The 22,325-nt window shown below is 73.6% G+C and carries 25 protein-coding genes; 13 read left to right on the top strand and 12 right to left on the bottom strand.

Features of this window, described 5'->3' with window-relative positions:
• Nucleotides 1–38: 38 nt before the first annotated feature.
• From BUS84_RS17540 to BUS84_RS17530, 3 genes are all read right to left on the bottom strand, one after another.
• On the bottom strand, nucleotides 39–233 hold the full coding sequence (locus BUS84_RS17540) for a hypothetical protein (protein ID WP_007464327.1): 195 nt from the start codon (nucleotides 231–233) through the stop codon (nucleotides 39–41).
• A 49-nt stretch (nucleotides 234–282) separates the two neighbouring features.
• On the bottom strand, nucleotides 283–516 hold the full coding sequence (locus BUS84_RS17535; RefSeq protein ID WP_425293492.1) for a hypothetical protein: 234 nt from the start codon (nucleotides 514–516) through the stop codon (nucleotides 283–285).
• Between the two features lie 283 nt (nucleotides 517–799).
• Complete coding sequence (locus tag BUS84_RS17530) at nucleotides 800–1,894, bottom strand: 3-deoxy-7-phosphoheptulonate synthase (RefSeq protein ID WP_074313921.1); 1,095 nt, start codon at nucleotides 1,892–1,894, stop codon at nucleotides 800–802.
• 262 nt (nucleotides 1,895–2,156) lie between these two features.
• Here BUS84_RS17530 and BUS84_RS17525 point away from each other — a divergent pair, with 262 nt between their 5' ends.
• A complete protein-coding gene (locus BUS84_RS17525; protein WP_074313919.1) occupies nucleotides 2,157–2,372 on the top strand; it encodes a hypothetical protein in 216 nt (71 codons plus the stop codon).
• Here the strand turns inward: BUS84_RS17525 and BUS84_RS17520 are convergent.
• On the bottom strand, nucleotides 2,339–3,094 hold the full coding sequence (locus BUS84_RS17520) for a phosphodiesterase (protein WP_074313918.1): 756 nt from the start codon (nucleotides 3,092–3,094) through the stop codon (nucleotides 2,339–2,341). The genes BUS84_RS17525 and BUS84_RS17520 overlap by 34 nt on opposite strands.
• Before the next feature lie 101 nt (nucleotides 3,095–3,195).
• On the opposite strand from BUS84_RS17520, the gene BUS84_RS17515 reads away from it, so the two are divergent.
• The 4 genes from BUS84_RS17515 (at nucleotide 3,196) to BUS84_RS17500 (ending at nucleotide 7,582) form a co-directional block, all read left to right on the top strand.
• On the top strand, nucleotides 3,196–4,494 hold the full coding sequence (locus BUS84_RS17515) for a M16 family metallopeptidase (RefSeq protein ID WP_074313916.1): 1,299 nt from the start codon (nucleotides 3,196–3,198) through the stop codon (nucleotides 4,492–4,494).
• On the top strand, nucleotides 4,485–5,828 hold the full coding sequence (locus BUS84_RS17510; protein ID WP_074313914.1) for a M16 family metallopeptidase: 1,344 nt from the start codon (nucleotides 4,485–4,487) through the stop codon (nucleotides 5,826–5,828). Before BUS84_RS17515 ends, BUS84_RS17510 begins: the two co-directional genes overlap by 10 nt.
• Nucleotides 5,829–5,983: 155 nt before the next feature.
• Nucleotides 5,984–7,009, top strand: coding sequence for an aspartate-semialdehyde dehydrogenase (locus BUS84_RS17505; RefSeq protein ID WP_074313912.1), 1,026 nt, complete (start codon nucleotides 5,984–5,986; stop codon nucleotides 7,007–7,009).
• 132 nt (nucleotides 7,010–7,141) lie between these two features.
• The gene (locus tag BUS84_RS17500; RefSeq protein ID WP_074313911.1) at nucleotides 7,142–7,582 is read left to right on the top strand and encodes a PPOX class F420-dependent oxidoreductase; all 441 of its coding nucleotides are present in this window, start codon (nucleotides 7,142–7,144) and stop codon (nucleotides 7,580–7,582) included.
• Between the two features lie 19 nt (nucleotides 7,583–7,601).
• On the opposite strand, the gene BUS84_RS17495 is transcribed toward BUS84_RS17500, so the two are convergent.
• Entirely contained in the window at nucleotides 7,602–8,180 is a 579-nt protein-coding gene (locus BUS84_RS17495) for a nucleotidyltransferase family protein (RefSeq protein ID WP_074318886.1), read from the bottom strand.
• A 152-nt stretch (nucleotides 8,181–8,332) separates the two neighbouring features.
• On the opposite strand from BUS84_RS17495, the gene BUS84_RS17490 reads away from it, so the two are divergent.
• Nucleotides 8,333–8,749 (top strand): CBS domain-containing protein, encoded by a 417-nt coding sequence (locus BUS84_RS17490; RefSeq protein ID WP_074313909.1) that lies wholly within the window; start codon nucleotides 8,333–8,335, stop codon nucleotides 8,747–8,749.
• Between the two features lie 74 nt (nucleotides 8,750–8,823).
• Here BUS84_RS17490 and BUS84_RS17485 read toward each other — a convergent pair whose 3' ends face one another.
• Nucleotides 8,824–9,930 (bottom strand): DNA glycosylase AlkZ-like family protein, encoded by a 1,107-nt coding sequence (locus BUS84_RS17485; protein ID WP_074313907.1) that lies wholly within the window; start codon nucleotides 9,928–9,930, stop codon nucleotides 8,824–8,826.
• A 211-nt stretch (nucleotides 9,931–10,141) separates the two neighbouring features.
• Here BUS84_RS17485 and BUS84_RS17480 point away from each other — a divergent pair, with 211 nt between their 5' ends.
• Both BUS84_RS17480 and BUS84_RS17475 read left to right on the top strand, forming a co-directional pair.
• Nucleotides 10,142–10,513, top strand: a complete 372-nt coding sequence (locus BUS84_RS17480; protein ID WP_074318885.1) for an SCP2 sterol-binding domain-containing protein — start codon at nucleotides 10,142–10,144, stop codon at nucleotides 10,511–10,513.
• Nucleotides 10,513–12,573, top strand: a complete 2,061-nt coding sequence (locus BUS84_RS17475; RefSeq protein WP_074313905.1) for an amylo-alpha-1,6-glucosidase — start codon at nucleotides 10,513–10,515, stop codon at nucleotides 12,571–12,573. The genes BUS84_RS17480 and BUS84_RS17475 overlap by 1 nt, the downstream gene beginning before the upstream one ends.
• 40 nt (nucleotides 12,574–12,613) lie before the next feature.
• Here the strand turns inward: BUS84_RS17475 and BUS84_RS17470 are convergent, their stop codons facing one another.
• On the bottom strand, nucleotides 12,614–13,255 hold the full coding sequence (locus tag BUS84_RS17470; RefSeq protein ID WP_074313903.1) for an alpha/beta hydrolase: 642 nt from the start codon (nucleotides 13,253–13,255) through the stop codon (nucleotides 12,614–12,616).
• 121 nt (nucleotides 13,256–13,376) lie between these two features.
• On the opposite strand from BUS84_RS17470, the gene BUS84_RS17465 reads away from it, so the two are divergent.
• From BUS84_RS17465 to BUS84_RS17455, 3 genes are all read left to right on the top strand, one after another.
• Nucleotides 13,377–14,129, top strand: a complete 753-nt coding sequence (locus BUS84_RS17465) for a lysophospholipid acyltransferase family protein (RefSeq protein WP_074313901.1) — start codon at nucleotides 13,377–13,379, stop codon at nucleotides 14,127–14,129.
• Nucleotides 14,130–14,212: 83 nt separating this feature from the next.
• Nucleotides 14,213–14,821, top strand: coding sequence for an isochorismatase family protein (locus BUS84_RS17460; RefSeq protein ID WP_208869687.1), 609 nt, complete (start codon nucleotides 14,213–14,215; stop codon nucleotides 14,819–14,821).
• A gap of 4 nt (nucleotides 14,822–14,825) precedes the next feature.
• Nucleotides 14,826–15,806 (top strand): GlxA family transcriptional regulator, encoded by a 981-nt coding sequence (locus BUS84_RS17455; protein ID WP_074313897.1) that lies wholly within the window; start codon nucleotides 14,826–14,828, stop codon nucleotides 15,804–15,806.
• Here BUS84_RS17455 and BUS84_RS37605 read toward each other — a convergent pair.
• The 5 genes from BUS84_RS37605 to BUS84_RS17435 form a co-directional block, all read right to left on the bottom strand.
• On the bottom strand, nucleotides 15,688–16,410 hold the full coding sequence (locus tag BUS84_RS37605) for a hypothetical protein (RefSeq protein WP_143728452.1): 723 nt from the start codon (nucleotides 16,408–16,410) through the stop codon (nucleotides 15,688–15,690). The two genes, BUS84_RS17455 and BUS84_RS37605, sit on opposite strands and share 119 nt — an antisense overlap.
• A 72-nt stretch (nucleotides 16,411–16,482) precedes the next feature.
• Nucleotides 16,483–17,196 carry a response regulator gene (locus BUS84_RS17450; RefSeq protein ID WP_074313895.1) on the bottom strand — a complete coding sequence of 238 codons (714 nt, stop codon included), beginning with the start codon at nucleotides 17,194–17,196 and terminating at the stop codon, nucleotides 16,483–16,485.
• A complete protein-coding gene (locus tag BUS84_RS17445; RefSeq protein WP_244298620.1) occupies nucleotides 17,169–18,311 on the bottom strand; it encodes a hypothetical protein in 1,143 nt (380 codons plus the stop codon). Before BUS84_RS17445 ends, BUS84_RS17450 begins: the two co-directional genes overlap by 28 nt.
• Nucleotides 18,312–18,390: 79 nt before the next feature.
• Nucleotides 18,391–19,569: a sensor histidine kinase gene (locus BUS84_RS17440; protein ID WP_074318884.1), complete on the bottom strand. Its 1,179-nt coding sequence runs from the start codon at nucleotides 19,567–19,569 to the stop codon at nucleotides 18,391–18,393.
• Between the two features lie 118 nt (nucleotides 19,570–19,687).
• On the bottom strand, nucleotides 19,688–20,083 hold the full coding sequence (locus tag BUS84_RS17435) for a VOC family protein (RefSeq protein WP_074313891.1): 396 nt from the start codon (nucleotides 20,081–20,083) through the stop codon (nucleotides 19,688–19,690).
• A gap of 141 nt (nucleotides 20,084–20,224) precedes the next feature.
• Here BUS84_RS17435 and BUS84_RS17430 point away from each other — a divergent pair, with 141 nt between their 5' ends.
• A complete protein-coding gene (locus tag BUS84_RS17430; protein ID WP_143728451.1) occupies nucleotides 20,225–21,241 on the top strand; it encodes a hypothetical protein in 1,017 nt (338 codons plus the stop codon).
• Between the two features lie 98 nt (nucleotides 21,242–21,339).
• On the top strand, nucleotides 21,340–22,191 hold the full coding sequence (locus tag BUS84_RS17425; protein WP_074313887.1) for an MBL fold metallo-hydrolase: 852 nt from the start codon (nucleotides 21,340–21,342) through the stop codon (nucleotides 22,189–22,191).
• Nucleotides 22,192–22,325 lie beyond the last annotated feature (134 nt).

Genomic DNA, 22,325 nt, shown 5'->3' with positions numbered 1-22,325 from the left:
GCAGCGGGGGCCGGCGGGTGCCGGCCCCCGCTTACGCGTCAGCGCTGCATGCCGGACCAGCCGTGCGGCGACTCCGGCTCCCGCTCGTCCTCGTCCTCTCCGGTGATGATGTCCCGGTCCACGGCGGTGCGGTCGTGTTCGTTGGCGAAGTCCGGCTCGGGCGTGGTGTCCCTGCCCTTCGGCGGTTGGCCCAGCGCGGGGACCTTCTCGTCGTGGTCCTCGTGGTGCGTCATCTCGGTGTCCCTTCTGAGGTCGTCGGCGACAGCGGGCGGTGCGGCGCGTTCACCCGACGGAGCCGCCCAGCAGGTCGCTGACCTCGTCCACCGCGTACTCGCCCTCGGGCAGCGAGTCGATCCGGGCGAGCAGGTCCGCCGGGAGGTCGGCGGCCACCGCCCGGCGGTAGATCTGCGCCTGGGTGACCCGCTCCTGACCCCGGTAGATGTCGTTGAGCAGGTCGTTGAGGGCCCGGGTGTCCGGCTCGCCGGCCACGGATGCGTCGTCGGTCACGCTGACCAGCTACCCGGGCCGGAATCGGTCAAACGTCGCGCCGGAGTGGCCCGACCTCGGGCGGGCACACAGACAGCGCCGCCCCCGGCCGGGTGGCCGGGGGCGGCGCTGGTGTCGGTGTGCAGGTCGCCTCTCGGCGAGTGGCGCTATCGCGGCTCCAGCCGGACGGTATTCCGCGAAGGCTATTTAGGTGAGGCCCGGGGACACTGGACACACCGACACCTCAGCCAACGGACCGACCCCCGATGCTGTTCCGCGCACTGCCGTGTCCGCCGTCACAGCCGCCGGCGGGTCAGGCGGGGGTCGGCAGGGTGGCCCGGCGTGCCCGGACGGCGGTGGCCAGGTGGTCGAGCACCTCGGCCGTGTCGTCCCAGCCGAGGCAGGCGTCGGTGACCGAGCGGCCGTACACCAGCTCCCGGGTCGGGTCGAGGTCCTGCCGGCCGGGCAGCAGGAACGACTCCAGCATCACGCCGGTGATCCCGCGCTGGCCGGCGGCCAGCTGGGCGGCCACGTCCGCGGCCACCAGCGGCTGGTTGCGGTGGTCCTTGCCGCTGTTGGCGTGGCTGGCGTCGATCACCAGGCGCTCCGGCAGCCTGGCCGCGCGGAGCAGGTCGAGCGCACCGGCCACCGACTCCGCGTCGTAGTTGGGCTGGCCGCCCCCGCCGCGCAGCACCAGGTGCCCGTCGGTGTTACCCCGGGTGTGCATGATCGCCGGAGTGCCGGAGAAGTCGATGCCGGGGAAGACGTGCGGCACGCCGGCGGCGCGGATCGCGTCCACGGCGGTGCCGATGCTGCCGTCGGGGCGGTTCTTCATGCCGATCGGCATGGACAGGCCGGAGGCGAGCTGGCGGTGCACCTGGCTCTCCACCGTGCGGGCGCCGATCGCGCCCCAGGCCACGGTGTCCGCGATGTACTGCGGCGTGATCGGGTCGAGGAACTCGCAGCCCACCGGCAGTCCGAGACGCAGGACGTCGAGCAGCAGCGCTCGGGCCCGCCGCAGGCCGGTGTTGACGTCGCCGCTGCCGTCCAGCCCCGGGTCGTTGATCAGGCCCTTCCAGCCCACCGTGGAGCGCGGCTTCTCGAAGTAGACCCGCATGACGATCAGCAGGTCGTCGGCGAGCCGGTCGGCGGCGGTGCGCAGCCGCTGCGCGTAGTCGAGGGCGGCGGCCGGGTCGTGCACCGAGCAGGGGCCGACCACCACCAGTAGGCGGTCGTCCTCGCGGTCCAGCACCCGACCCACCGCGCGTCGGCCGGTCAGCACGGCCGAGGCGAGCGGGGCGTCCAGGGGCAACTCGTGGTGCAGCAGCGCAGGCGTGGTCAGCGGCACGACACGGTCGATCCGCTGATCGCTGACCCGATCGGTCTCCGGGGTCGTCACGGTGGGCATCCTTTCGCCGACCGTGCCCGGGGCCGGTGCCCGGGACGAGCCGGCTGCTCGTACGCAAAAGGGCAGGAACGACAGCTCCTGCCCAGCCGGCTCGGTCCGTGGTGACGTCAGATCATGGTGAAGTCACCGGCGTGCGAGCCGGCTGCCTAAACCATCGATACGAACGCGTCACGAGCTGAGCGTACCCGACGGGCGGCCCGACCCGCACAACCGAGCGGTGAACACCGCGTGCCGGCGCCCGGGTCGGGGTAACAGGGGTGCCATGACTGACGAGCAGAACGATGAGGACCGGGTGGAGTCCCGCGCGCACCTCCTGCCCGAGGAAGCGGCGGTGGGCAGCGACGACCCGGAGGCGCAGGCCGACGCCATCCTCACCGAGTCCGACATCCGCGAGGAGGACCAGAACGCGGCGCCGGACACGGTGCTGGAGCACCGGACCTCGGATCAGACGGTGGTCGCGTACGAGCCGCCGGACTGAACGCCCGCCCCACGCCCCCGGCGCGAGCCCCGGTAGGTCTGCTCCCGCAGCCAGGCCAGCGGGCCGGCCGCCCGCAGCCCCGATGGCAGGTTGCGCACCGGGTCGAAGGCGAGCGTGGCGTCCTCCCGAGCGCTGAGCTGGGCACCGATGCTGACCTGCCCGACCGGCCGCCACGGCCCCACAGCGGACGCGACCGCGAGCACCAGGCGCGGCGCGTCCGCCCGGGTCGCGGCCGCCACCGCAGCCAGGCTCCGGCCGAGGTCGACCGAGTCGGGATCGGCCAACGCGGCCAGCCAGAGCCGGCGCCGACCCGCCCGGTAGCACATGATCGTGCTGTACGTCCCGGCGAAGCGGCGTCGGGGCAGCGGCAGGTTCCGCAGCACCGGGGCCGCGCCGCTGGAGCTGACCAGCAGGTCGAACGGACGGCCCGGGCGGTGCACGCGCACCGCCAGGCCCAGCACGTCCGGCCAGTCGCCCGGTGTGGGCACCCCCTTGGAGAGCCGGACGGTGGCCCGGTACCGGCCCGGGTCGTCCAGCAGGCCGACGCCGGTCGGCGGGCCTGGCGTACCCCAGAAGTGCACCTCGCCCTCGAACGAGCGACCGGCCGGATGCAGCAGCCGGCCGCGGCGCAGCCGGGTCAGTGCGGCGGTGGCGTGTACGACGGCGGAGGTGGCCCGGTCGGCGGTGCGGGGCGGGGGCGGGGTGACGGGCGGCGCGGGCATTCCCCACCGGTACCCCGAACGGCCGGCTCGATGCCGGCGGGTCGGCTCGCCGACCGACCGCGCGTCACCTCTGGGCCCGCGAGATCGGATAGCGTCGTGCCATGCCCGACAGCGGTTACCCCTGGCCCATTGAGACGACCCGACTGGACAACGGCCTGCGCGTGGTGGTGAGCGAGGACCGCACCGCCCCGGCGGTGGCCGTCAACCTCTGGTACGACGTCGGCTCCCGGCACGAGCCGGCCGGGCAGACGGGCTTCGCCCACCTCTTCGAGCACCTGATGTTCGAGGGCTCGGTGAACGTGGCGAAGACCGAGCACATGAAGCTGATCCAGGGCTCGGGTGGTTCGCTCAACGCCACCACCAACCCGGACCGGACCAACTACTTCGAGACGGTCCCGGCCGAGCACCTGGAGTTGGCGCTCTGGCTGGAGGCCGACCGGATGGGCGGCCTGGTCCCCGCGCTCACCCAGGAGACCCTGGACAACCAGCGGGACGTGGTGAAGAACGAGCGCCGGCAGCGCTACGAGAACGTCCCGTACGGCGACGCGTGGCTGCGGCTGCTGCCGCTGCTCTACCCGCCGGGTCACCCGTACCACCACGCGACGATCGGCTCGATGGCCGACCTCAACGCCGCCGACCTCGCCACCTTCCAGGCGTTCCACCAGACGTACTACGCGCCGAACAACGCCGTGCTCACCGTGGTCGGCGACGCGGCGGCCACCGAGGTGTTCGCGTTGGCCGACAAGTACTTCGGCGCGCTGCCCGCGCGCGACGACATCCCGGCGGCCCCGGACGGCCGGAGCGTCCCGGCGACCGGCCGGCCGGCGGTGGAGAAGGTGACCGCCGACGTGCCGGCCCCCCGGGTGTACGTCGCGCACCGCGGCTACCCGTTCGGCAGGCCGGGGTACGACGTGCTCACCGTGCTCGCCACCGTGCTGGGCAGTGGTCGGGGCAGCCGGCTCTACCAGCGGCTCGCCGACGGTGAGCGGATCGCGCAGCCGGACCTGGTCGGCGCGTACGGGGTGGACCTGGCGCACGCCCCGGCTCCGCTCATCGCCACCGCCACCGCCCGTCCCGGCGTGAGCGCCGAGCGGCTGGCCGAGGGGCTGGCCGAGGTCGTCGACGAGCTGGCCACCGTGCCGGTGACCGCGGCCGAGCTGGACCGTGCCAAGGCGTTGCTGAGCACCGCGTGGTGGCGTCAGATGTCGACAGTGGACGGCCGTGCGGACACGCTCGGCCGGTACACCACCCAGTTCGGTGACCCGGCCCGGGCCGCTGACCGTCTGCCCGCCTGGCTCGCGGTGACCGCCGAGCAGATCGCCGAGGCCGCCGTCGACGTGCTCGGTGCGACCGACCGGGTGACCCTGACCTATCTGTCCGAGGAGACCCCATGTCGCTGATCACCGACCGTCCCGGCCCGGGTGCCGCCCGCCCGTACCGGTTCCCGCCGGTGGTCCGCCGCGCCGTGGCCGGTGGTCAGGTGGTCGCCGCGCACCTGCCTGGGCAGAACCTCGCCGTCGCGCTGCTGCTGCTCGACGCCGGCGCCGGTCGGGAGCCGACCGGCAAGGAGGGGCTGGGCGGGGTGCTGGCCAAGGCGTTGGAGGAGGGCACCGCACAGCGGGACGCGACCGCGTACGCGCTGGCCATCGAGGCGCTCGGCACCGAGCTGGTGACCGGGCTGGACTGGGACTCGTTCCAGGTCAGCGTCCAGGTGCCGGTCGACCGGTTGACCGCTGCGGTGCAGCTGCTCGCCGAGGCCGTGCGGACGCCCCGACTGGACCCGGCCGACGTCCGGCGGGTCCGCGACGACGAGGCCAACGCGCTGCGGATGGACTGGGCGAACCCGGGCCCACGCGCCGACGCCGCGCTGCGCGCGGACCTGTTCGGCGCGGAGAACCGGTGGGGACGTCCGATGTACGGCGACCCGGAGTCGGTGGCCGGGCTGGACGTGGAGGACGTGACCGTCTTCCACTCCGAGTGGTTCCTGCGGCCCGGCACCCTGGTCGTCGCCGGTGACCTGGACCGGATCGACCTGGACGCGCTGGCCGCCGCGGTGTTCGCGGGCACCGGCGGGGGCCCGGCCGACCGGGGCGGCCCGATCGAGGTGCCGATGCGTACCGGGCGGCGGATCATCCTGGTGGACCGTCCGGGCTCGGTGCAGTCCACGCTGCGACTGGGCCACCCGTCGCCGCACCGGGCGCATCCCGACCACGTCCCGATGACGCTCGCCGGCACGGTGCTCGGCGGGGCGTTCACCTCCCGGCTCAACCACCTGATCCGCGAGGTGCACGGCTACACGTACGGCATTCGGGGTGACTTCGCCTCGTCCCGCCGGTTCGGCCGGTTCGCGGTCAGCTCCGGTGTACAGACCGCGGTGACCGCGCCGGCCCTGGTCGAGGCCGTGGGGGAGATCACCCGTACCCAGGTCGGCGGGGTGACCGAGGACGAGCTGGCGGTGGCCCGTTCCTGGCGGGCCGGGCAGCTCTCGGTCGAGTTGCAGAGCCCCCGGGCGATCGCCTCCGCGCTGACCACGCTGGTGGTGCACGACCTGCCGGACGACTACCACGCCCGGCTGCGCGAGGAGCTGCTCGCCGCCGACGTGGACCAGGTCTCCGCGGCTGCCGCGACCCACCTGCACCCGGACGGGTTGACCCTGGTCATCGAGGGCGACGCCGCGATCATCCGCGACGAACTCACCGCCGCCGCCCTGGGCGAAATGATCACCCAGCCCTGACCCCCGCCCTCCCCCCGTGATCATGAAGTTGTCGTCACCCGCCGCGGCGTGTCGTGACAACAACCTCATGATCACGGGGGAGGGGGTGTGATGCGGGACCCGGGGGGTGGGAAAGGGCTCCCGGTTGTGGGGGCGGGCTGGGTAGCCTCGCGGGCATGAGGATCGGCATTGTGGGGGCCACCGGCCAGGTCGGTGGCGTGATGCGGCGGGTGCTGGCGGAGCGGGGTTTCCCGGCGGAGCAGGTGCGGTTGTTTGCCTCGGCGCGGTCCGCCGGGCGTACGCTGCCGTGGCGCGACGGGGAGGTGACCGTCGAGGACGCCGCGACCGCGGACTACTCCGGGCTGGACATCGTGCTCTTCTCGGCGGGTAAGGGCACCGCACGGGAGCTGGCCCCCCGGGTCGCCGAGGCCGGCCCCGTGGTGATCGACAACTCCTCGGCGTTCCGGATGGACCCGCTGGTGCCACTCGTGGTCGCCGAGGTCAACCCGCACGCCGCCGCCGATCGCCCGAAGGGCATCATCGCCAACCCCAACTGCACCACGATGGCCGCGATGCCGGTGCTGCGCCCGCTGCACGCCGAGGCGGGCCTGGTCGGCCTGGTCGTCTCGACCTACCAGGCGGTCTCCGGCGCCGGGCTGGCCGGCGTCGCCGAGCTGGACGAACAGGTCCGCAAGGTCGCCGAGCACGCCGCGGCACTCGCCTTCGACGGGTCGGCCGTGGAGTTCCCCGCGCCACGCTCGTTCGCCGAGCCGGTCGCCTTCAACGTGCTCCCGCTGGCCGGTTCGATCGTCGACGACGGCTCGTTCGAGACCGACGAGGAGCAGAAGCTTCGCAACGAGAGCCGCAAGATCCTGGAGATCCCCGACCTGAAGGTCTCCGGCACCTGCGTCCGGGTGCCGGTCTTCACGGGCCACTCGCTCCAGATCAATGCCCGGTTCGCCCGGCCGCTCACCCCGCAGCGGGCCCACGAACTGCTCGCCGACGCGCCCGGGGTTGCGCTGACCGCCGTGCCGACGCCGTTGCAGGCGGCCGGGCAGGACCCGACCTACGTGGGACGGATCCGCGCCGACGAGACCGTCGAGTACGGCCTAGCGCTGTTCTGCTCCAACGACAACCTGCGCAAGGGCGCCGCGCTCAACGCCGTGCAGATCGCCGAGCTGGTCGCCGCCGAGCGCCGCTGACCGTCGCCGTCACGCCAGGCACCCGTCGGCTGCCGGCGGGGGCCTCGGTCCGCCCGAGCGCGGCTCGGCGGGGGCGGGAGTCGGCCGGTCGTGCTTGGATGAACGAAGCCGACCTGCCACCTGGAGGATGCCGTGCCGGATGACCGTGCCCAGCAGGCGTTGACCGACCTGATCGCCGGCCGCCCGATGGGCGTGCTCGCCACGATCAAGCGGGACGGCCGGCCGCAGCTGTCCACTGTGCTCTACTCCTTCGACCGGGAGGCGGGCCTGATCCGGGTGTCCGTCACCGACGATCGGGCCAAGACGGCCAACCTGCGCCGGGACCCACGGGCCAGCTTCCACGTCGGCAGCGAGGACGGCTGGGCGTACGCGGTGGTCGAGGGGCGCGCCGAGCTGACGGCGCCGGCCACCGAATCGGGCGACGCGACCGTCGAGGAGCTGGTGGGGCTCTACCGGTCGCTACGCGGCGAACACCCGGACTGGGACGAATACCGCCGGGCCATGGTCGCCGAACAGCGGCTGGTGCTGCGCCTGCACGTCGAGCGCATCTACGGTATGCCGCCCCAGAGCTGACGGGCGGTCCACTCCCGGGTCAGCCCGGGTCGACCACGGTCACCCCGGGCCACCGCTGCGCGGGCCGGTGCCGGGCCAGCCGCTGCCGGGACATCGCGACCCCGACACGAGCCGGGTTGTGCCGCCACACCCCGCCGAGCAGATCGGCCAGGCCGTACGGGGCGCAGACCACCAGCCGGTCGGCCCGGTCCAGTCGGACCGCCACGGCGGTGGCGTACTCCGGCCAGGTGGCGACCGCCTCGGCCACGCTGCCGTACGGGGCGATCGGGTCGCCGCCGAACTTCGCCGCGTACCAGGTGTGCACCGCCGCCTGGTTGCGCGCCTGCCAGGGCGGCTCGGGCCAGGCCGCCGTCAGTCGGGCGGTCGCCCGGTCGTCGGCGTCCCGGCTCAGCTCCGTCGGGTCGAAGAAGACCACGTCCACGTCGTGGACCGTCGTCGGGTCGAACCCGTCGCCGTACCGCTCGCCCCAGACCAGGTCGCGCAGGGCGCCCGCGCCGATCCAGGCGTCCGGCAGGCCGGAGTCGCGTACCACGGTCAGCGCCCGGGTCAACCAGCCGCTGCCGGCGACCATTCCGCGCAGCTCGGGCTCGCCCGTCATCACCCGCCCACCGTAGGCGGCGGAGCCGGATCGCACCGCCCGCCGTGACGCGCCGGCCGGCATACCGGCGACCGCTGCCGGGGCGGCCGCCCGCGTTACCCCGCCCCGGGCGGCGGGTAGACGGGCCGTGCCGACACCGAGAGGGGAGCACCATGACAACGGTCGGAGAGTTCATGACGACCCGGTTGGTGACGATGGACGGCAACGACACACTCATCGCGGCCGCGCAGGAGATGCGCGACAGCGCGATCGGTGACGTGGTGGTGACCGACGGCGACAGTGTGGTCGGCATCGTCACGGACCGGGACATCACGGTCCGGGGTGTCGCGGAGAACATGGACCCGGGCTCGACCCGGCTGAACCAGATCACCACCCGCGATGTGGTCACGGTGAGCCAGTACGACGACGCCGTTGCCGCCGCGGACCTGATGCGCACCTACGCCGTACGCCGGCTGCCGGTGATCGACGACGGGCGCCTGGTCGGCCTCGTCTCGATGGGCGACCTCGCGGTCGAGCGCGAACCGCAGTCGGTGCTGGCTGACATCAGCGCCGACGACCCGAACAACTGACCGTCCGCCGCGGGCGCGCCGGCTCTCCCCTCGCGGGAGGGCCGGCGTCGTGCTGGCCGGAGCACGCCATGCGGTCAGGTCGGCTCGACCCGGACCTGCACGTCGGTGGCGGCGCGAGCGGCGGCGACCGTCGCCGCCTCGGCGTCGACCCCGCGGCGGACCCGGGCGGGCAGCGCCGAGAACGGGCTGACGGTCAGCTCCAACCGACCCTTTCCGACCTGCCGCGCCCGCCAGGTGCCGGCCACCTCGCCGTCCACCAGCAGCGCGCCCGGATTGCCGATCGCCCGCCACAGCTGCCGCTGGTGCTCCCGAGTGGGCACCAGCAGGTCACGGTCGCGGCCCGCGAGGAAGGGATCCCCCGGTGGCAGCAGCCGCACCAGACGGGCCGCCGGCGCGCCGGTCAACGCGTCGAGCGCGTCGGCCGGCAGCCAGGTGGCCCGGCCGTCGACCCGCACCTCAACCAGGTCGGCCGGCCAGACCCGGCGCAGCTCCGCGGCGGCGGAGCCGAGAAAGCCGGCCGCGTCGGCCGGGGTGGCCGGGCCGAGCAGCCGCAGGTAGGTAGCGATCAGGTCGGCGGTGTGCGCCGCGGCGGCGGGCGGGCCGGGCCGGTCGGGCAGCGGGGCGAGCCGGGCGGCCCGGCCGGAGACCAGCAGGCGCACCCCGCCGGCGAGCCCGGCCTGCTGGAACACCGACCCCGAGATGTGCCGTGCCTGGCACGCCCGGCAGTCGTAGGTCAGCTCGGCGGGCACCCGGTCGGAGACCGCCCGGCTGACCACGCCGCGCTCCATCTCGGCGGTGACCACCGCCTGGAACGCCTCGGCCGTGGCCCGGAACGCGGCCAGCCCGAGCCGCGCGCCCGCACCGATCTGCCCGGGGATCCGGCGGGTGGCGTCGGCGTCACTGAGCGGCCAGAGCGCCGAGGCCAGGGTCGGCAGGTCGGCACGCCGGTGCAGGTGCGGTGCGCCGCGCATCGACCACACCAGCTCCAGCCGGTCGTCCGACCCGGTCGCGCCGCGCGCCGCCAGCGCCTGCCGGGCGCTGCCGTACGGCGTGTCCTGCACGCCCAGGGACAGCACCGCCAGATCGCCCGGAAGCCGGCCGCCGGAGCGGTCGAGCTGCTGGGCCGCCACCCGGTACGCGAGGACCTGCCGCCGGTCGACCTGTGCCGCCTGCCCCGTCATGTGCCCCTCCGTCACGGACGTCCCGTCGCTCCACCCTGGTGCCCGGCACGCTACCCGGCCGGTCCGACACTCCCGGGCCGCTCACCCGATCCGGGTGAGGTTGGCCGGAGAACCGGCGGGGACCCCGTGCGGGGACGTGCAACGCCGGTCCTGGGCGCCACGCGAGCGCGGCGGGATGCCGGGCGGCGCAACTGGGGGAGGAGTGGACCCGATGGTGGACGCGACCACGAGGTTCTTCGAGGAACTGGACCGGCGGGGGTACGAACCCCGGCTGGCGAAGACCTCCGGGACACTGCGCATCGACCTGCACGAGGGGGCGCAGACCCGGCACTGGCTGCTGAGGATCGACCACGGCCGGCTGAACGTGAGTCAGGAGGACCGGGAGGCCGACACGGTCATCGGGACCAGTCCGGAGCTCTTCGACGACATCGCGACAGGCCGCGAGCACGGCCTGGCCGCCCTGCTGCGGGGGGACATGACGGTGGTGGGTGACGCCCGGCTGGTGGTGCAGGTCGAGCGCATCTTCCCGGGTTCCCCGGATGCTGTCGGGCCGCGCCACCGATTCGCCGGGGAGGTGCACTGATGGGGCAGAGCAACACGATCCGGATCCTGGACGGCAACACCTTCGTCGTCTGCGAGGACACCGGCGACATCGAGGCGACACCGAGTGAGCCGACCGGGCTGTTCTCCATCGACACCCGGTTTCTGTCCACCTGGGTGCTGACCGTGAACGGCGAGCGGCTCAACTCGCTCTCCTTCGACGACCTCCAGTACTTCGAATCGCGGTTCTTCCTGGTGCCGGGGATGGCGACGCACTACATCGACGCCAAGTTGTCGATCATCCGCGAGCGTGCGGTCGGCGGCAGCTTCCGGGAGCAGCTCACCTTCCTCAACCACGACGAGAAGGCGGTCGACCTGGAGATCCGGATGGAGGCGGCGTCGGACTTCGCCGACCTGTTCCAGGTCAAGGACGAGATCGTGAACAAGAAGGGCGAGCTCTACAGCGAAGTCGAGGCGGACCGGTTGCGGTTGGGCTACCGCCGGGGCAACTTCCGGCGCGAAACGATCATCTCCTCGTCGGTGGCCGCTCGCTACGACAGCAAGGGATTCGCGTACACCGTCCACCTGGAACCCAGCGAGCAGTGGGACACCGCGATCGACGTCCAGACGCACGCGGTCGGGCCCGGGGACCGGGACCTGCGGATCGGGCTGCGGGTGCACGGCAACGAGCGGCTCGCACTCCAGCACGACCTGGAGCAGTGGATCGCGGACGCGCCCAAGGTCAACAGTGAGCACGGCCGGGTGTCCAGCACCTACCGGCGCAGCCTGATCGACCTGGCGGCGCTGCGCTTCTCGCCGTTGTCGCTGGGCGGCGCCACCCTGCCGGCTGCCGGCCTGCCCTGGTTCATGACCATGTTCGGCCGGGACAGCATCCTCACCTGCCTGCAGACGCTGCCGTTCACCCCGCAACTGTCGAAGACCACGCTGCGCATCCTGGCCGCCCTTCAGGGCAGCCGGTTCGACGACTTTCGCGACGAGGACCCCGGGCGGATCCTGCACGAGATGCGCTACGGCGAGACCGCCGCCTTCGAGGAGCAGCCACACTCGCCGTACTACGGCTCGGTGGACGCGACGCCGCTGTTCGTCGTGCTGCTCGACGAGTACGAGCGGTGGAGCGGGGACGTCGCCCTGGTCAAGGAGTTGGAGCAGGAGTCGCGGGCGGCGTTGAGGTGGATCGACTCGTACGCCGACCTGATCGGCAACGGCTACATCTGGTACGAGCGACGCAACTCCGACACCGGCCTGGAGAACCAGTGCTGGAAGGACTCCTGGGACTCGATCTCCTACTCCGACGGCACGCTGCCGCCGTTCCCCCGGGCCACCTGCGAGGTGCAGGGGTACGCGTACGACGCGAAGATGCGCGCCGCCCGGCTGGCCCGGCAGTTCTGGGGTGACCCGGAGTTCGCCGACCAGTTGGAGCGGGAGGCGGCAGAGCTGAAACAGCGGTTCAACCGGGACTTCTGGGTGGCGGACGGCGAGTACTACGCCCTGGCCGTGGACCCGGACGGTCGCCAGTGCGACGTGCTCAGCTCGAACAACGGTCACCTGCTGTGGAGCGGGATCGTCGAACCCGAGCGGGCCGAGAAGCTCGCGCAGCACCTGGTCGGGTCGCGGCTCTTCACCGGGTGGGGGGTGCGGACGTTGGCCGAGGGGGAATCCCGGTACAACCCGATCGGCTACCACAACGGCACGATCTGGCCGTTCGACAACTCCTTCATCGCCTGGGGTCTGCGTCGGTACGGCTTCGCCGAGGAGGCCGCCACGATCGCCAGCGGCATCCTGGACGCGGCCACCTACTTCGACGGGCGGCTGCCGGAGGCGTTCGGCGGCTACCCGCGGGAGCTGACCAAGTTCCCGGTGGAGTATCCGACGGCGTGCAGCCCGCAGGCATGGTCGACCGGTACGCCGCTGCTGCTGCTGCGCACCATGCTCGGCCTGGAGCCCCACGAGGGGCACCTGGCGGTCGATCCACGGCTGCCGATGGGAATGGGTCGGATCGAGGTGCTGGACATTCCGGGCCGCTGGGGGCGGGTGGACGCCTTCGCCCGAGGCCGGATCGATCTCAGCAACCTCTCCGACTGATTTACCGCGCTGGCTGGTCCACCTTGGCCGGTCGGCCCGGTCAGCCGGGCGGCAGCACGCTGTCCAGGAATGCGGCGGCCACCGCCCGCAGGTCCGGCCGGTCCAGCTCCAGCGCGTGGCCACCATCGGTCACCCAGCTGTGCACCGGGTGCCCGGCGGCGAGCAACGCACCGGTGAGCCGGACGGTCTGGCTCACCGGGACCGAGCGATCGGCCGTGCCGTGCACCAGCAGCACCGGCACCCGGTTGCCGACGTGGGTGCCGACCGTGGCGTCGACGGTGGCCGGGTCGCCGGCCGCGGGCGGGTGGCCGAGCAGGTCGACCCATGGATCGTTGCCGTCGCGCAGCCGTACCCATTCGGGGTCGAGCGGGTCCACCGGCGGCCAGTACGCAAGCACCCCGGTCACGTCGTCCGGCCGGTCGATGCCACGCAACCCTGCCTGGAGGGCGAGCATGGCACCGGCCGAGTCACCACCCACCAGCAGTGGCCGGCCGTCGTCGCGGGCGCGACGTGCCTCCTCGCGTACGTCGGTCAACTGGGCCGGCCAGTGCGCCTCGTGCGCCAGCCGGTAGCGGGCCGGCACCACCCGCAGCCCGTGCCCGGCCAGAGCCGCGCCGTCCTCGCTCGCCTGCCCACGCCAGCCGCCGCCATGGATCCAGAGCAGCACCGCTCGTTCCGTCATCCCGTCATCCTGCGGCCAGGGCCGGCGCGTGGCCAGGGGGATCCGCCGAGGGCAGAACGAACACGGTCTTCCGGCCGTCGCCACCCAGGCGTCCGCCAGCCGGGCAGGGTAGATTCTGCGGATGCCGGAGCTCGTGTACCCGCCCGTTATCGCCGCCGCCAAGACGATGTTCCGGGTCCTCGACCTGAAGATCAAGATCGAGGGCGCCCACCACGTACCCCGCACCGGCGGGGCGGTGCTGGCCAGCAACCACGTCAGCTACCTCGACTTCATCTTTGCCGGCCTGGGAGCGAACGCGTCGGGCCGGCTGGTCCGGTTCATGGCCAAGCAGTCGGTCTTCGCGCACAGGATCTCCGGCCCGCTGATGCGCGGGATGCGGCACATCCCGGTGGACCGGCAGGCCGGCGCGGCCTCGTTCCGCGCCGCCGTGGACGCGCTCAAGCGCGGCGAGGTCGTCGGCGTCTTCCCCGAGGCGACGATCAGCCAGTCGTTCACCGTCAAGGAGCTCAAGAGCGGCACGGTCCGGATGGCCCGCTCGGCGAAGGTGCCGGTGCTGCCGGTCGCGCTGTGGGGCACCCAGCGGCTGTGGACCAAGGGCCGCCCGCGCACGCTCACCCGCCGGCACACGCCGATCACCATCCTGATCGGCGAACCGATCAATCCGGCGGATTTCCCGGACCCGAACGTGCTGGCCGCCGAGCTGACCACGCGGCTCAGCGCGCTCGTCGACCGGGCCCAGCGGGAGTACCCGGACGCGCCGGCCGGTCCGGACGACACCTGGTGGCAGCCCGCGCACCTGGGCGGCAGCGCGCCGACCCCGGAGGAGGCGGCCGCCCTGGACGCCGCCTCCGAGCACCGCACCCCCAGCGCCTGACGACCCGGGTGGTGACCGGATCGTTCCGCATCCGGGCATGATGGTGTCTGCCGTTGCGGACGCCGTACGGTCAGGATCGGAGCATGAGCAGAGCAGCACTCGTCGTGATCGACGTCCAGGAGTCCTTCCGCCAGCGCCCGATCTGGGCGTACGGCTCCAACCCCGACCTGCTCCGGCAGGTGGACCGGCTGGTCGCCGCCGCCCGTGAGCGCGGCGACCTGGTGGTCTGGGTCCTGCACTCGGAGCCCGGCACGGCCGGCGTCTTCGACCCGGCCCTCGGGCACGTGCGGCTGATCGACGGGCTGGTCCCGGTCGAGGGTGAGCCGACGTTGGTCAAGACCGCGCACAACGCGTTCACCACCACCAACCTCCAGCAACTGCTCACCGTGGCCGGCGTGCACGACCTCACCGTCTGCGGCATCCGCACCGAGCAGTGCGTCGAGACCACCACCCGGGTCGGCGCCGATCTCGGCTACCGGATGACCTTCGTCACCGACGCCACGCTGACGTTCCCCATTCCGCACTGGGATCTGCCGGAGACCGCCACCGTCGAGGAGATCCTCGCCGACCCGCGCACCCTGTCGACCGAGGAGATCGTCACCCGCACCGAGTACGCGCTGGCCGGCCGCTTCGCCACCATCCGGACGGTGGACGAGCTGACCCGCGCGACCTACGCCGACGCCCGGGGCTGACCGAGTGACCCGGGTCGTCTTCCTGCTGGTCCCGCAGCTGCACCTGCTGGACCTCGCCGGGCCGGCCCAGGTCTTCTCCAGCGCCGCCGACCTCGGTTACGACTACCGGCTGCACTACGTCGCCGAGCGGGAGCAGGTGCCCACCGTGCAGGGCGTACCGCTGGTCGCCGACACCCGGTGGCCCGAGCTGACCCCGGACGACCTGGTGCTCGTGCCGGGCTGGCGGCCCGCGGCGCACGGTCCGCAGGGTCCGGTCGCGCCCGTCGACCTGCAACGGTTGGCCGATCATCATGCCGCCGGCGGCACCGTGGCCAGCGTCTGCGCCGGCGCGTACGCCCTCGGCCGGGCCGGGCTGCTCGACGGCCGGCGCTGCACCACCCACCACGAGGTGCAGGACGACCTGGCCCGTCGGCACCCGGCGGCGCGGGTGGCCCGGGACGTGCTGTACGTGGTCGACGACCGGGTGGTCACGTCGGCCGGCATCGCGAGCGGCATCGACGTGGCGCTGCACCTGGTGGCCACCCGGCACGGCCCGGCGGCCGCCGCCCGGATCGCCCGCACGCTGGTCGTCTACGCGCGGCGCAACGGGCACGAGCCGCAGGCCAGTGCGTTGATGCGACACCGCTCGCACCTGTCCGACGCGGTCCACCGCGTGCAGGACCTGATCGACAGCCGGTACGCCGAACCACTGCCGCTGGCCGAGCTGGCCGCCGCCGCGGGGGTGGCCGAACGGACGCTGACCCGGCTGTTCCGCGGGACCACCGGGCTCACTCCGCTCGGCTACCAGCAGCTCCTGCGGGTGGAGCGCGCCGAGCACCTGATCGGGCACGGCGCGACGGTGGAATCGGCCGCGCGGACCGTCGGCTTCACCGACGCCCGGATGCTGCGCCGCCTGCGAGCCCGCTCCACCGGGTCGGCTCCGGCCCCGAACGGTAGTAGTCGTCCCGGGATCGGAACTCCACCGGCAGCGAACCGGGCAGCGTGACCCGGGAGTCTCCGGCGAGCAGCGCGGGGCCGGCGCGCAGCAGCAGCGCGTCGCGCTCCTGCGCGGAGAGGTCGACCAGCTGCGGGCGGGTGAGCCGGAACATGGCCACCGCCCGGCGGACCTGCCGGGCCAGCGCGGTGACGTCCCCGTGCGGCCCGCCGAGGGCCAGCGCCGGCTGCTGGATTGTGCGCAGCGCGTCGCAGACGATCAGAAGCTGCTCCGGCCCGTCCGGGTTCGCCGGCGGCAGCTCCAACCGGGACGGCCACTGCCAGCGGATCTGCCCGCTCATCAGCCCGGCCGGCCGGCCCGCCGGTCGGTGCGGGGGTGTCTCGTCGGCGACCAGGGACAGCTGCGCCCCGGTGCCCACCCAGCAGATCCGCCGGTCGGTGACGGTCACCGACACCGGCCAGGGCAGCCGCCAGCCGCGCCGCGCCTCGGTCGGCCCGAGCAGGTAACCCGCGACCAGCAACCGGTAGCGGCCGAGCACCTTCTCACCGAGCACCGGTCGCAGGGCGTAGCGGCGGTCCAGGATCGGCCCGGCATCGTCGTCCGGCGCGTCGAACCGGTGGGGACCGATGAAGAAGGGGGACGTGTCGGCGTGCATCGTCACGACCTCCCGGTCAGCTGGTGTGTGCGTCGAGCCTCGCGGATCCGGCGGGCCGTGTCATGACGCCCGTTAGGGGGTCGGCCGGTCGTGCGTCGCCTGTGACCGGTAGATGCCGATCTCCTCCGGGCGGACGAGGCCGTCCTCGATCGCCCGGGCGAGCAGCGCCGCCTTTGTGGCGGCCGGCCGCCCCGCTCGGGTGTACTTGATCCGCGCACGGTCGACGTACTGCTTCACCGTGTGTTCGCTGATCTGCATCCGCCGGGCCACCGACGCCTTGGACATCGACTGGAACCAGAGCAGCAGCGCCTCGCGCTCCTTGTCGGACAGCATCGGCCGGTCCGGCCGTGGGTCGCCGACCATCGCGCCGGCCAGCGCGGGCGGCACGTACGGGCGGTCGCTCGCCGCGGCCAGCACCGTCGCCACGCAGTGCTCGCGGCCCTCGTGCTTGGCCAGGAACGCCACCGCCCCGGCGTCCAAGGCGGCGAGCATCGTCTCCGGGTCGGTGTGCTCCGAGTAGACCACCACCCGCCGCCCGGTGGCGCTCAGCTCGGCCAGCTTGTCCAGCACCATCCGGCCGTGCAGCCGAAGGTCGAGCAGGACGACGTCGGCGTCCGGCGCCGCCCGCAGCACCTCGTCCGGGTCGTCCCCGGTGGACAGCACGGTCAGTCTCGGCTCGGTGGCGAGCCAGGCGCGGACGCCGTCGACCACCACCGGGTGGTCGTCGACGATCGCCACCCCGACCGGCCGGTCGCCGGTCATCTCCGCCACCGGGTCTGCGCCCATCTGATGTCCCCGTCCCGTTCATAGAGGTGCTGCACCGGCCCGTCGTCGTGCTCACCGGGTGGCGGGCCGGCCGCCTCCGGCCCCTCCCGATCGGGTGTGACGAGGCTGACCACGACCTCGTCCGGGCCGGAGACGACGGTCAGTCGGGCCCAGCCCCGGGCGTCGGAGAGGATGCCGGTGAGCGGGTCGGCCAGCCGGCGGCGGATCTCCACCGGCAGTGGTGGCGGGTTGCCGATGGTGACCAGATCGATCGGCAGCCCGTTGCGTTCGGCCAGGTCCGCGGCGGCCCGCAGCTCGTGCAGCAGCGGGTCGGGCACGTCGTCGGACTCGGCGATCAGGCGACGCAGTCGGGCCGCGGCCAGCACGCACCGGCGTTGCACCTCCGGGTCGTCCGGATCGGCCTGTCCGGCGGCCAGGTCCCCGAGCACCCGCCCGGCCGCCGCACCGACCAGGGCGAGGCGGTCGCGGCGTTCCCGAAGGCTCTGCTCGGCGGCGTCCCGCTCCGCGGCCATCTCGTGCATGGCGGCCGCCGCGGCGGCCCGTTCCCGGGCCAGGCCGACGATCGTCGTGCTGCCCACGAAGACCGCCACCGGCAGCGAGGACGTGCCGTAGACGTACATCGCGTAGCGGGCCAGGTCGGCCGGGTCGTGGCCGTGCCCGAGCACGGCGACCAGCGCGATCAACGCGTGCGTGGTCAGCAGCGCGACCAGCCCGGTGACCCGCCGGCCCCACATCGCCAGCACCAAGAACCAGCCGAGGGTGCTCCACACCCAGTTGGCGGCGGCGAACAGTTGCCGATCACCAACCGCGGCGAAGACGGCCGCGTCGACGACGAGCAGCAGCCCGGAGAGCGGCCACGGTGGCAGTGGCGCTCCGTGCAGCAGTCGTACCCCGGCCACCACCCCGGCCACGGCGACCAGCAGCCAGCCGCCCAGCACCACCGCCGGCGCGGCGAACTCCGCGCGGGCGCCCAGCACCGCCGGCAGGCCGATCGCGACGTGCCAGGCCAGCGCGATCGCGACCGAGGCGATCCGGGCACCCCGGTCGGAGGCGTGCGCCACGGCCGCCGGCGCGGCGAGCGCCGCCGTGGGCGCCGGGCCCCGAGGCGCCGGCACGCTGGCCCGGCCTGGCTGCGGCTCCGTGGCGCGGGCCGGCCCCCCGGGTGCCGCCGTGCGATCCGTCGAGGCGCCGAGGTCAGCCGACACCGGGCCACTCCAGCCGGATCGTGGTGCCCGCGCCGGGGGCGGAGCGGACCTCGGCCCGCCCGCCGATCGCCGCCATCCGGCCGCGGATCGACTCGCGCAGCCCGTACCGATGTGGAGGGACGCTGGCCGGGTCGAAGCCGGGGCCGTCGTCGGTCACCTCGACCACGACGGCGATCGCGTCCCGGGTCATCCGCAGCGTGACGTCGGCGCCCGGCGCGTGCCGGACCACGTTGGACAGCGCCGCGTAGGCGCTCTCGGTGATCGCGTCGGCCACACCGGCGGGCACCGCGCACGACGCCAGCTCCAGGCTCACCCGCAGCTCGGGCAGCCGGTCAGGCGCCGTCCGTAGCCGCCCCTCCAGGGGCACCGGGCCGTCGCCGGGCACCGGGCCCGCGTCCGTCAGCGCGACGAGGGTACCCAGGTCGGACGCGCACCGCTCGCGCAACGCGGCCGACGGCCCGGGCACCGCGCCGAGCCCCACCATGGTCAGCGTGCCGAGGACCGTGTCGTGCAGGTCCCGGTTCTGCCGCCGTTCGGCCTCCCGGGCGGCCCGGGCGATCAGCGCGTCCCGGGTCAGCCGCTGGTGCTCGGCGAAGGCCCGGTCCGCCCGCCCGATCCGGCGGCGCATCACCGTCGTCATCATCGCCGTGCAGGCGGTCTGCACCAGCAGGGTGGCCGCGTGCGCCCGGGCCTCGACGGGATTGCCGGCCGAGTGCGCGCCCGCCGCGTACGCCGCGGTGACCAGCAGCCCGGCCGGGATCGACCAGCGTGCCGGGGCGGTGGCCTGCGCGTTGATCACGGTGGTGCTGGCCAGCACCGCGATCCAGCTGCCCTCGCCGGGCAGCACCCCGGGCGCCACCAGGCGGGGAATGAGCAGGCAGGCGACCGCTGTCAGCGCGACGTCACCGGCGACCAGGGCCGGGGTGATGCCGTGACGCATCGCGCGGCCGGCGTACCAGAGCGACCAGCCGGTCAACGCGGCCACGCCGGGCAGGAGCAGGGCCGGCTCGACCGGTGGGGTACGCACCGACAGCGCCACCACCGCGCCGACCAACCCGCAGGTGAGCCGCAGCAGCGCCGGCAACGTGGTGAAGATGAGGCTGAGCGCGCCGCCGGCCGGATTGTCCAGCGCGGGCGGCGGCGCGGTCGGGGTGGCAACGGCCGGCATCGGGAGGCGTCCTTCCGACAACGACCCGGTCCGGGTCCGCGCGGCGGAGATCGACATCGGAGAATAGCATGGCCGATGGCAAGCAATCACCCATTGTGCCCGGAGTGTCGCCGATGTGTCACTCCGTGCTGCGAGGCTGGAGCAGATCCCACCGGTTGCCGTAGAGATCGGCGAAGACCGCGACCGAGCCGTACGCCTCGTGCCGCGGCTCCTCCAGGAACCGCACCCCGGCAGCGACCATCCGGGCGTGGTCCCGGGCGAAGTCCTCGGTGTACAGGAACAGGCCCACCCGACCGCCGGTCTGGTCGCCGACCCGGGCCCGCTGCTCGGCGCTGCTCGGCCGAGCCAGCAACAGCGCCGTCTCCCGGGCGCCCGGCGGGCGGACCACCACCCAGCGCGAGCCGTCCGGGCGGGCGGTGTCCTCCACCAGCTCGAAGCCGAGGCCGCCGACGTAGAAGTCGATCGCCTCGTCGTACTCCCGCACCAGCAACGCGACCAGTCCCAGATGTGCCATCCGGCCATCATGCTGGCGGTCGCGCGGCAAACCCGATCGGCGTGCGGTGATGTGAGCTGGCACCCGCTCCCGTGCCGGCCTCGCTGATCGCTTCGGAACCGGGCGCGGCTCCCGCCCGTCCCATCACCTGGCGGAGAGGTGGTGAGCCGGATGCGCTCGGGCGGGACGGTCCTGGCGGTGGTGCTGCTCGGCGTGGCGCTGGGCGGCTGCGCTGGCAGCGGCGCCGGGCCGGGTGTCGGCGACGATCCCGGCCCGGCCCGGATCGTCGAGAAGTGGACCTCCTGCGCCGAGGCGGCACCACAGGCCGGCGCCAGCATTGTGCTGCCGGTGCCGGACGGGGCCGAACCGGTACCGACCGGGGACGATCCGGCGATCGGGCGGATCGACCCCGCGTTCACGCCGGTCACCGTCGTGCTCTGCGGCCGCGAGATCCGACCACGCCCCGGTGGTGGTGAGGAGCAGGTGGCGACCGAGCGGCGCGCCGACGAGATCGCTGCGCTGGTCGCCGCGCTGCGCCTGCCGGACCGGCGGCCGGACGGGGAGATCGCCTGCACCGCCGACATGCTCATCCCGCCCTGGCTGGCCCTGCTCGACGAGCGGGGCCGGTGGCTGCGCCCGTACCTGCCGACGGACGCCTGCGGCAAGCCCCGCGCGGAGGTGCGCGCGGCGCTGGACGGGTTGCGGCTGATCACGGTGGACAGCCGTACCGTCGGGCAGGTCGGATCCCCCGCGGCCGAGGCCGCCGGCTGCGCGCAGCGGTGGGCGGACATGGTGTGGGTGGAGACCACGATGGGACGTGCCGGACCGCCCGTGCCGGCGACGGCCCGGGCAGCGGAGCCGCTGCGCCTCTGCGTCTACCGGGTGCCCGCCACGGAGCAGGGCGGCGGCAAGCCGGCGGGTGATTTCGTGTACGGCGGGCCGCTGCCGGCCGAGCGGCAGGCGGCGGTGCTCAACACACTGGCCACCGCCCGACCGGCGACGGCGTGCGCCACCCCGGCGTCCCGCTTCGCGGTGCTGCGGCCACTGGACGGCACCGGCGGGCCGGACCGGTACGTGGAACTCGACGGCTGCCGGCGCTTCCTGATCGCGCCGTCGGCCGGCGGAGCGCAGCTCGGCCAGGGCGACGCAGCGCTGGGTGAGCTGCTGGGGCGCGGCTGAGCCAGCCTCCGGTTCGCTCTTTCCGTGATCCCGCCCGTAGGGGCGTGGCGGTCTGCTGGACTGGGACGGGGAGCGCGCTGGTGGGATGAGGAGCAGCCGTGGGTTCGTTGGCCTGGTCAACCTATGTCGCCCCGGCCAAGCCGGTCGTGTCGACAGACCTGCCGCCCGGCGAGAGCCGCGAGATGTGGTCGCCCACCAGCTCCACGCTGATCTACGGAGACCGCGACGCGGTCCTGGTCGACGCGTTGCTGACCATCGACGAGGGTCGGGCCCTGGCCGACTGGGTCGTGGCGAGCGGCAGGAACCTCACGACGATCTACATCACCCACGCCCACGGCGACCACTTCTTCGGCGCGGCAGCCGTGCTGGAGCGCTTTCCCCGGGCGCGGTTGGTGGCACCCGTGAGCGTGGTGGAGAAGATGCCCGACCAGGTGGGGGAGCAGTGGCTCGACCGTGTCTGGCGCAAGGGTTTCCCCGACCAGATCGCCGAGCGTCCACCCATCGCCGAGCCGCTGGTCGACAACACCATCGACCTTGAGGGCGAGCAGTTGGTGGCCGTCGAGACCGGCCACACCGACACCAACGGCACGAGCGTGCTGCACGTGCCGTCGCGCGGACTCGTCGTCGCCGGCGACGTCGTCTACAACGACGTCCACCTGCACCTCGCCGAGGCGGCCAACGGCGGCATCGGGGGCTGGCTGGACGCCCTGACGGTGGTCAACTCGTTGCGGCCCTGCGTGGTGATCGCCGGCCACAAACGGGACGGCGCCGAGGACGACCCGTACACCGTCGAAGAGACCAGCAGCTACCTGCGGGAGGTCGAGGCCGCCGCGGAGCGTACCGAGAGCGCCGAGGCGCTGTACGCGGCGATCATCGAGCGCTACCCGGACCGGATCAACCGCGCCGTGGCCTGGAAATCCGCTCATGCGCTCAAGCCCGAACCCGGTTGACCGTTCTCTCTCCGATGATCGACTCGACGTCGGCGATATTGCGGTGTGCCCGTCTCTTGGGCTCCCCAATATCGGCGATACGGAGTCGATCAGTCCTGCAGCGGCCGATCCGAGGCCGGGACGAGGAGCGAGAC

The sequence above is a fragment of the Micromonospora cremea genome (assembly GCF_900143515.1).
GTDB classification, from domain to species: domain Bacteria; phylum Actinomycetota; class Actinomycetes; order Mycobacteriales; family Micromonosporaceae; genus Micromonospora; species Micromonospora cremea.
This window is presented reverse-complemented; position numbering and strand designations above follow the sequence as displayed.

Bases quoted from the DNA above. Each gene is read 5' to 3' on its own strand.
- BUS84_RS17490 (WP_074313909.1), top strand. From the start codon at position 8,333: ATGACAACGGTCGGAGAGTTCATGACGACCCGGTTGGTGACGATGGAC.
- BUS84_RS17460 (WP_208869687.1), top strand. From the start codon at position 14,213: ATGAGCAGAGCAGCACTCGTCGTGATCGACGTCCAGGAGTCCTTCCGC.
- BUS84_RS17465 (WP_074313901.1), top strand. From the start codon at position 13,377: ATGCCGGAGCTCGTGTACCCGCCCGTTATCGCCGCCGCCAAGACGATG.
- BUS84_RS17435 (WP_074313891.1), bottom strand. From the start codon at position 20,083: ATGGCACATCTGGGACTGGTCGCGTTGCTGGTGCGGGAGTACGACGAG.
- BUS84_RS17540 (WP_007464327.1), bottom strand. From the start codon at position 233: ATGACGCACCACGAGGACCACGACGAGAAGGTCCCCGCGCTGGGCCAA.
- BUS84_RS17440 (WP_074318884.1), bottom strand. From the start codon at position 19,569: ATGCCGGCCGTTGCCACCCCGACCGCGCCGCCGCCCGCGCTGGACAAT.
- BUS84_RS17525 (WP_074313919.1), top strand. From the start codon at position 2,157: ATGACTGACGAGCAGAACGATGAGGACCGGGTGGAGTCCCGCGCGCAC.
- BUS84_RS17510 (WP_074313914.1), top strand. From the start codon at position 4,485: ATGTCGCTGATCACCGACCGTCCCGGCCCGGGTGCCGCCCGCCCGTAC.
- BUS84_RS17485 (WP_074313907.1), bottom strand. From the start codon at position 9,930: ATGACGGGGCAGGCGGCACAGGTCGACCGGCGGCAGGTCCTCGCGTAC.
- BUS84_RS17475 (WP_074313905.1), top strand. From the start codon at position 10,513: ATGGGGCAGAGCAACACGATCCGGATCCTGGACGGCAACACCTTCGTC.
- BUS84_RS17480 (WP_074318885.1), top strand. From the start codon at position 10,142: ATGGTGGACGCGACCACGAGGTTCTTCGAGGAACTGGACCGGCGGGGG.
- BUS84_RS37605 (WP_143728452.1), bottom strand. From the start codon at position 16,410: ATGCACGCCGACACGTCCCCCTTCTTCATCGGTCCCCACCGGTTCGAC.
- BUS84_RS17505 (WP_074313912.1), top strand. From the start codon at position 5,984: ATGAGGATCGGCATTGTGGGGGCCACCGGCCAGGTCGGTGGCGTGATG.
- BUS84_RS17450 (WP_074313895.1), bottom strand. From the start codon at position 17,196: ATGGGCGCAGACCCGGTGGCGGAGATGACCGGCGACCGGCCGGTCGGG.
- BUS84_RS17470 (WP_074313903.1), bottom strand. From the start codon at position 13,255: ATGACGGAACGAGCGGTGCTGCTCTGGATCCATGGCGGCGGCTGGCGT.
- BUS84_RS17515 (WP_074313916.1), top strand. From the start codon at position 3,196: ATGCCCGACAGCGGTTACCCCTGGCCCATTGAGACGACCCGACTGGAC.
- BUS84_RS17520 (WP_074313918.1), bottom strand. From the start codon at position 3,094: ATGCCCGCGCCGCCCGTCACCCCGCCCCCGCCCCGCACCGCCGACCGG.
- BUS84_RS17530 (WP_074313921.1), bottom strand. From the start codon at position 1,894: ATGCCCACCGTGACGACCCCGGAGACCGATCGGGTCAGCGATCAGCGG.
- BUS84_RS17495 (WP_074318886.1), bottom strand. From the start codon at position 8,180: ATGACGGGCGAGCCCGAGCTGCGCGGAATGGTCGCCGGCAGCGGCTGG.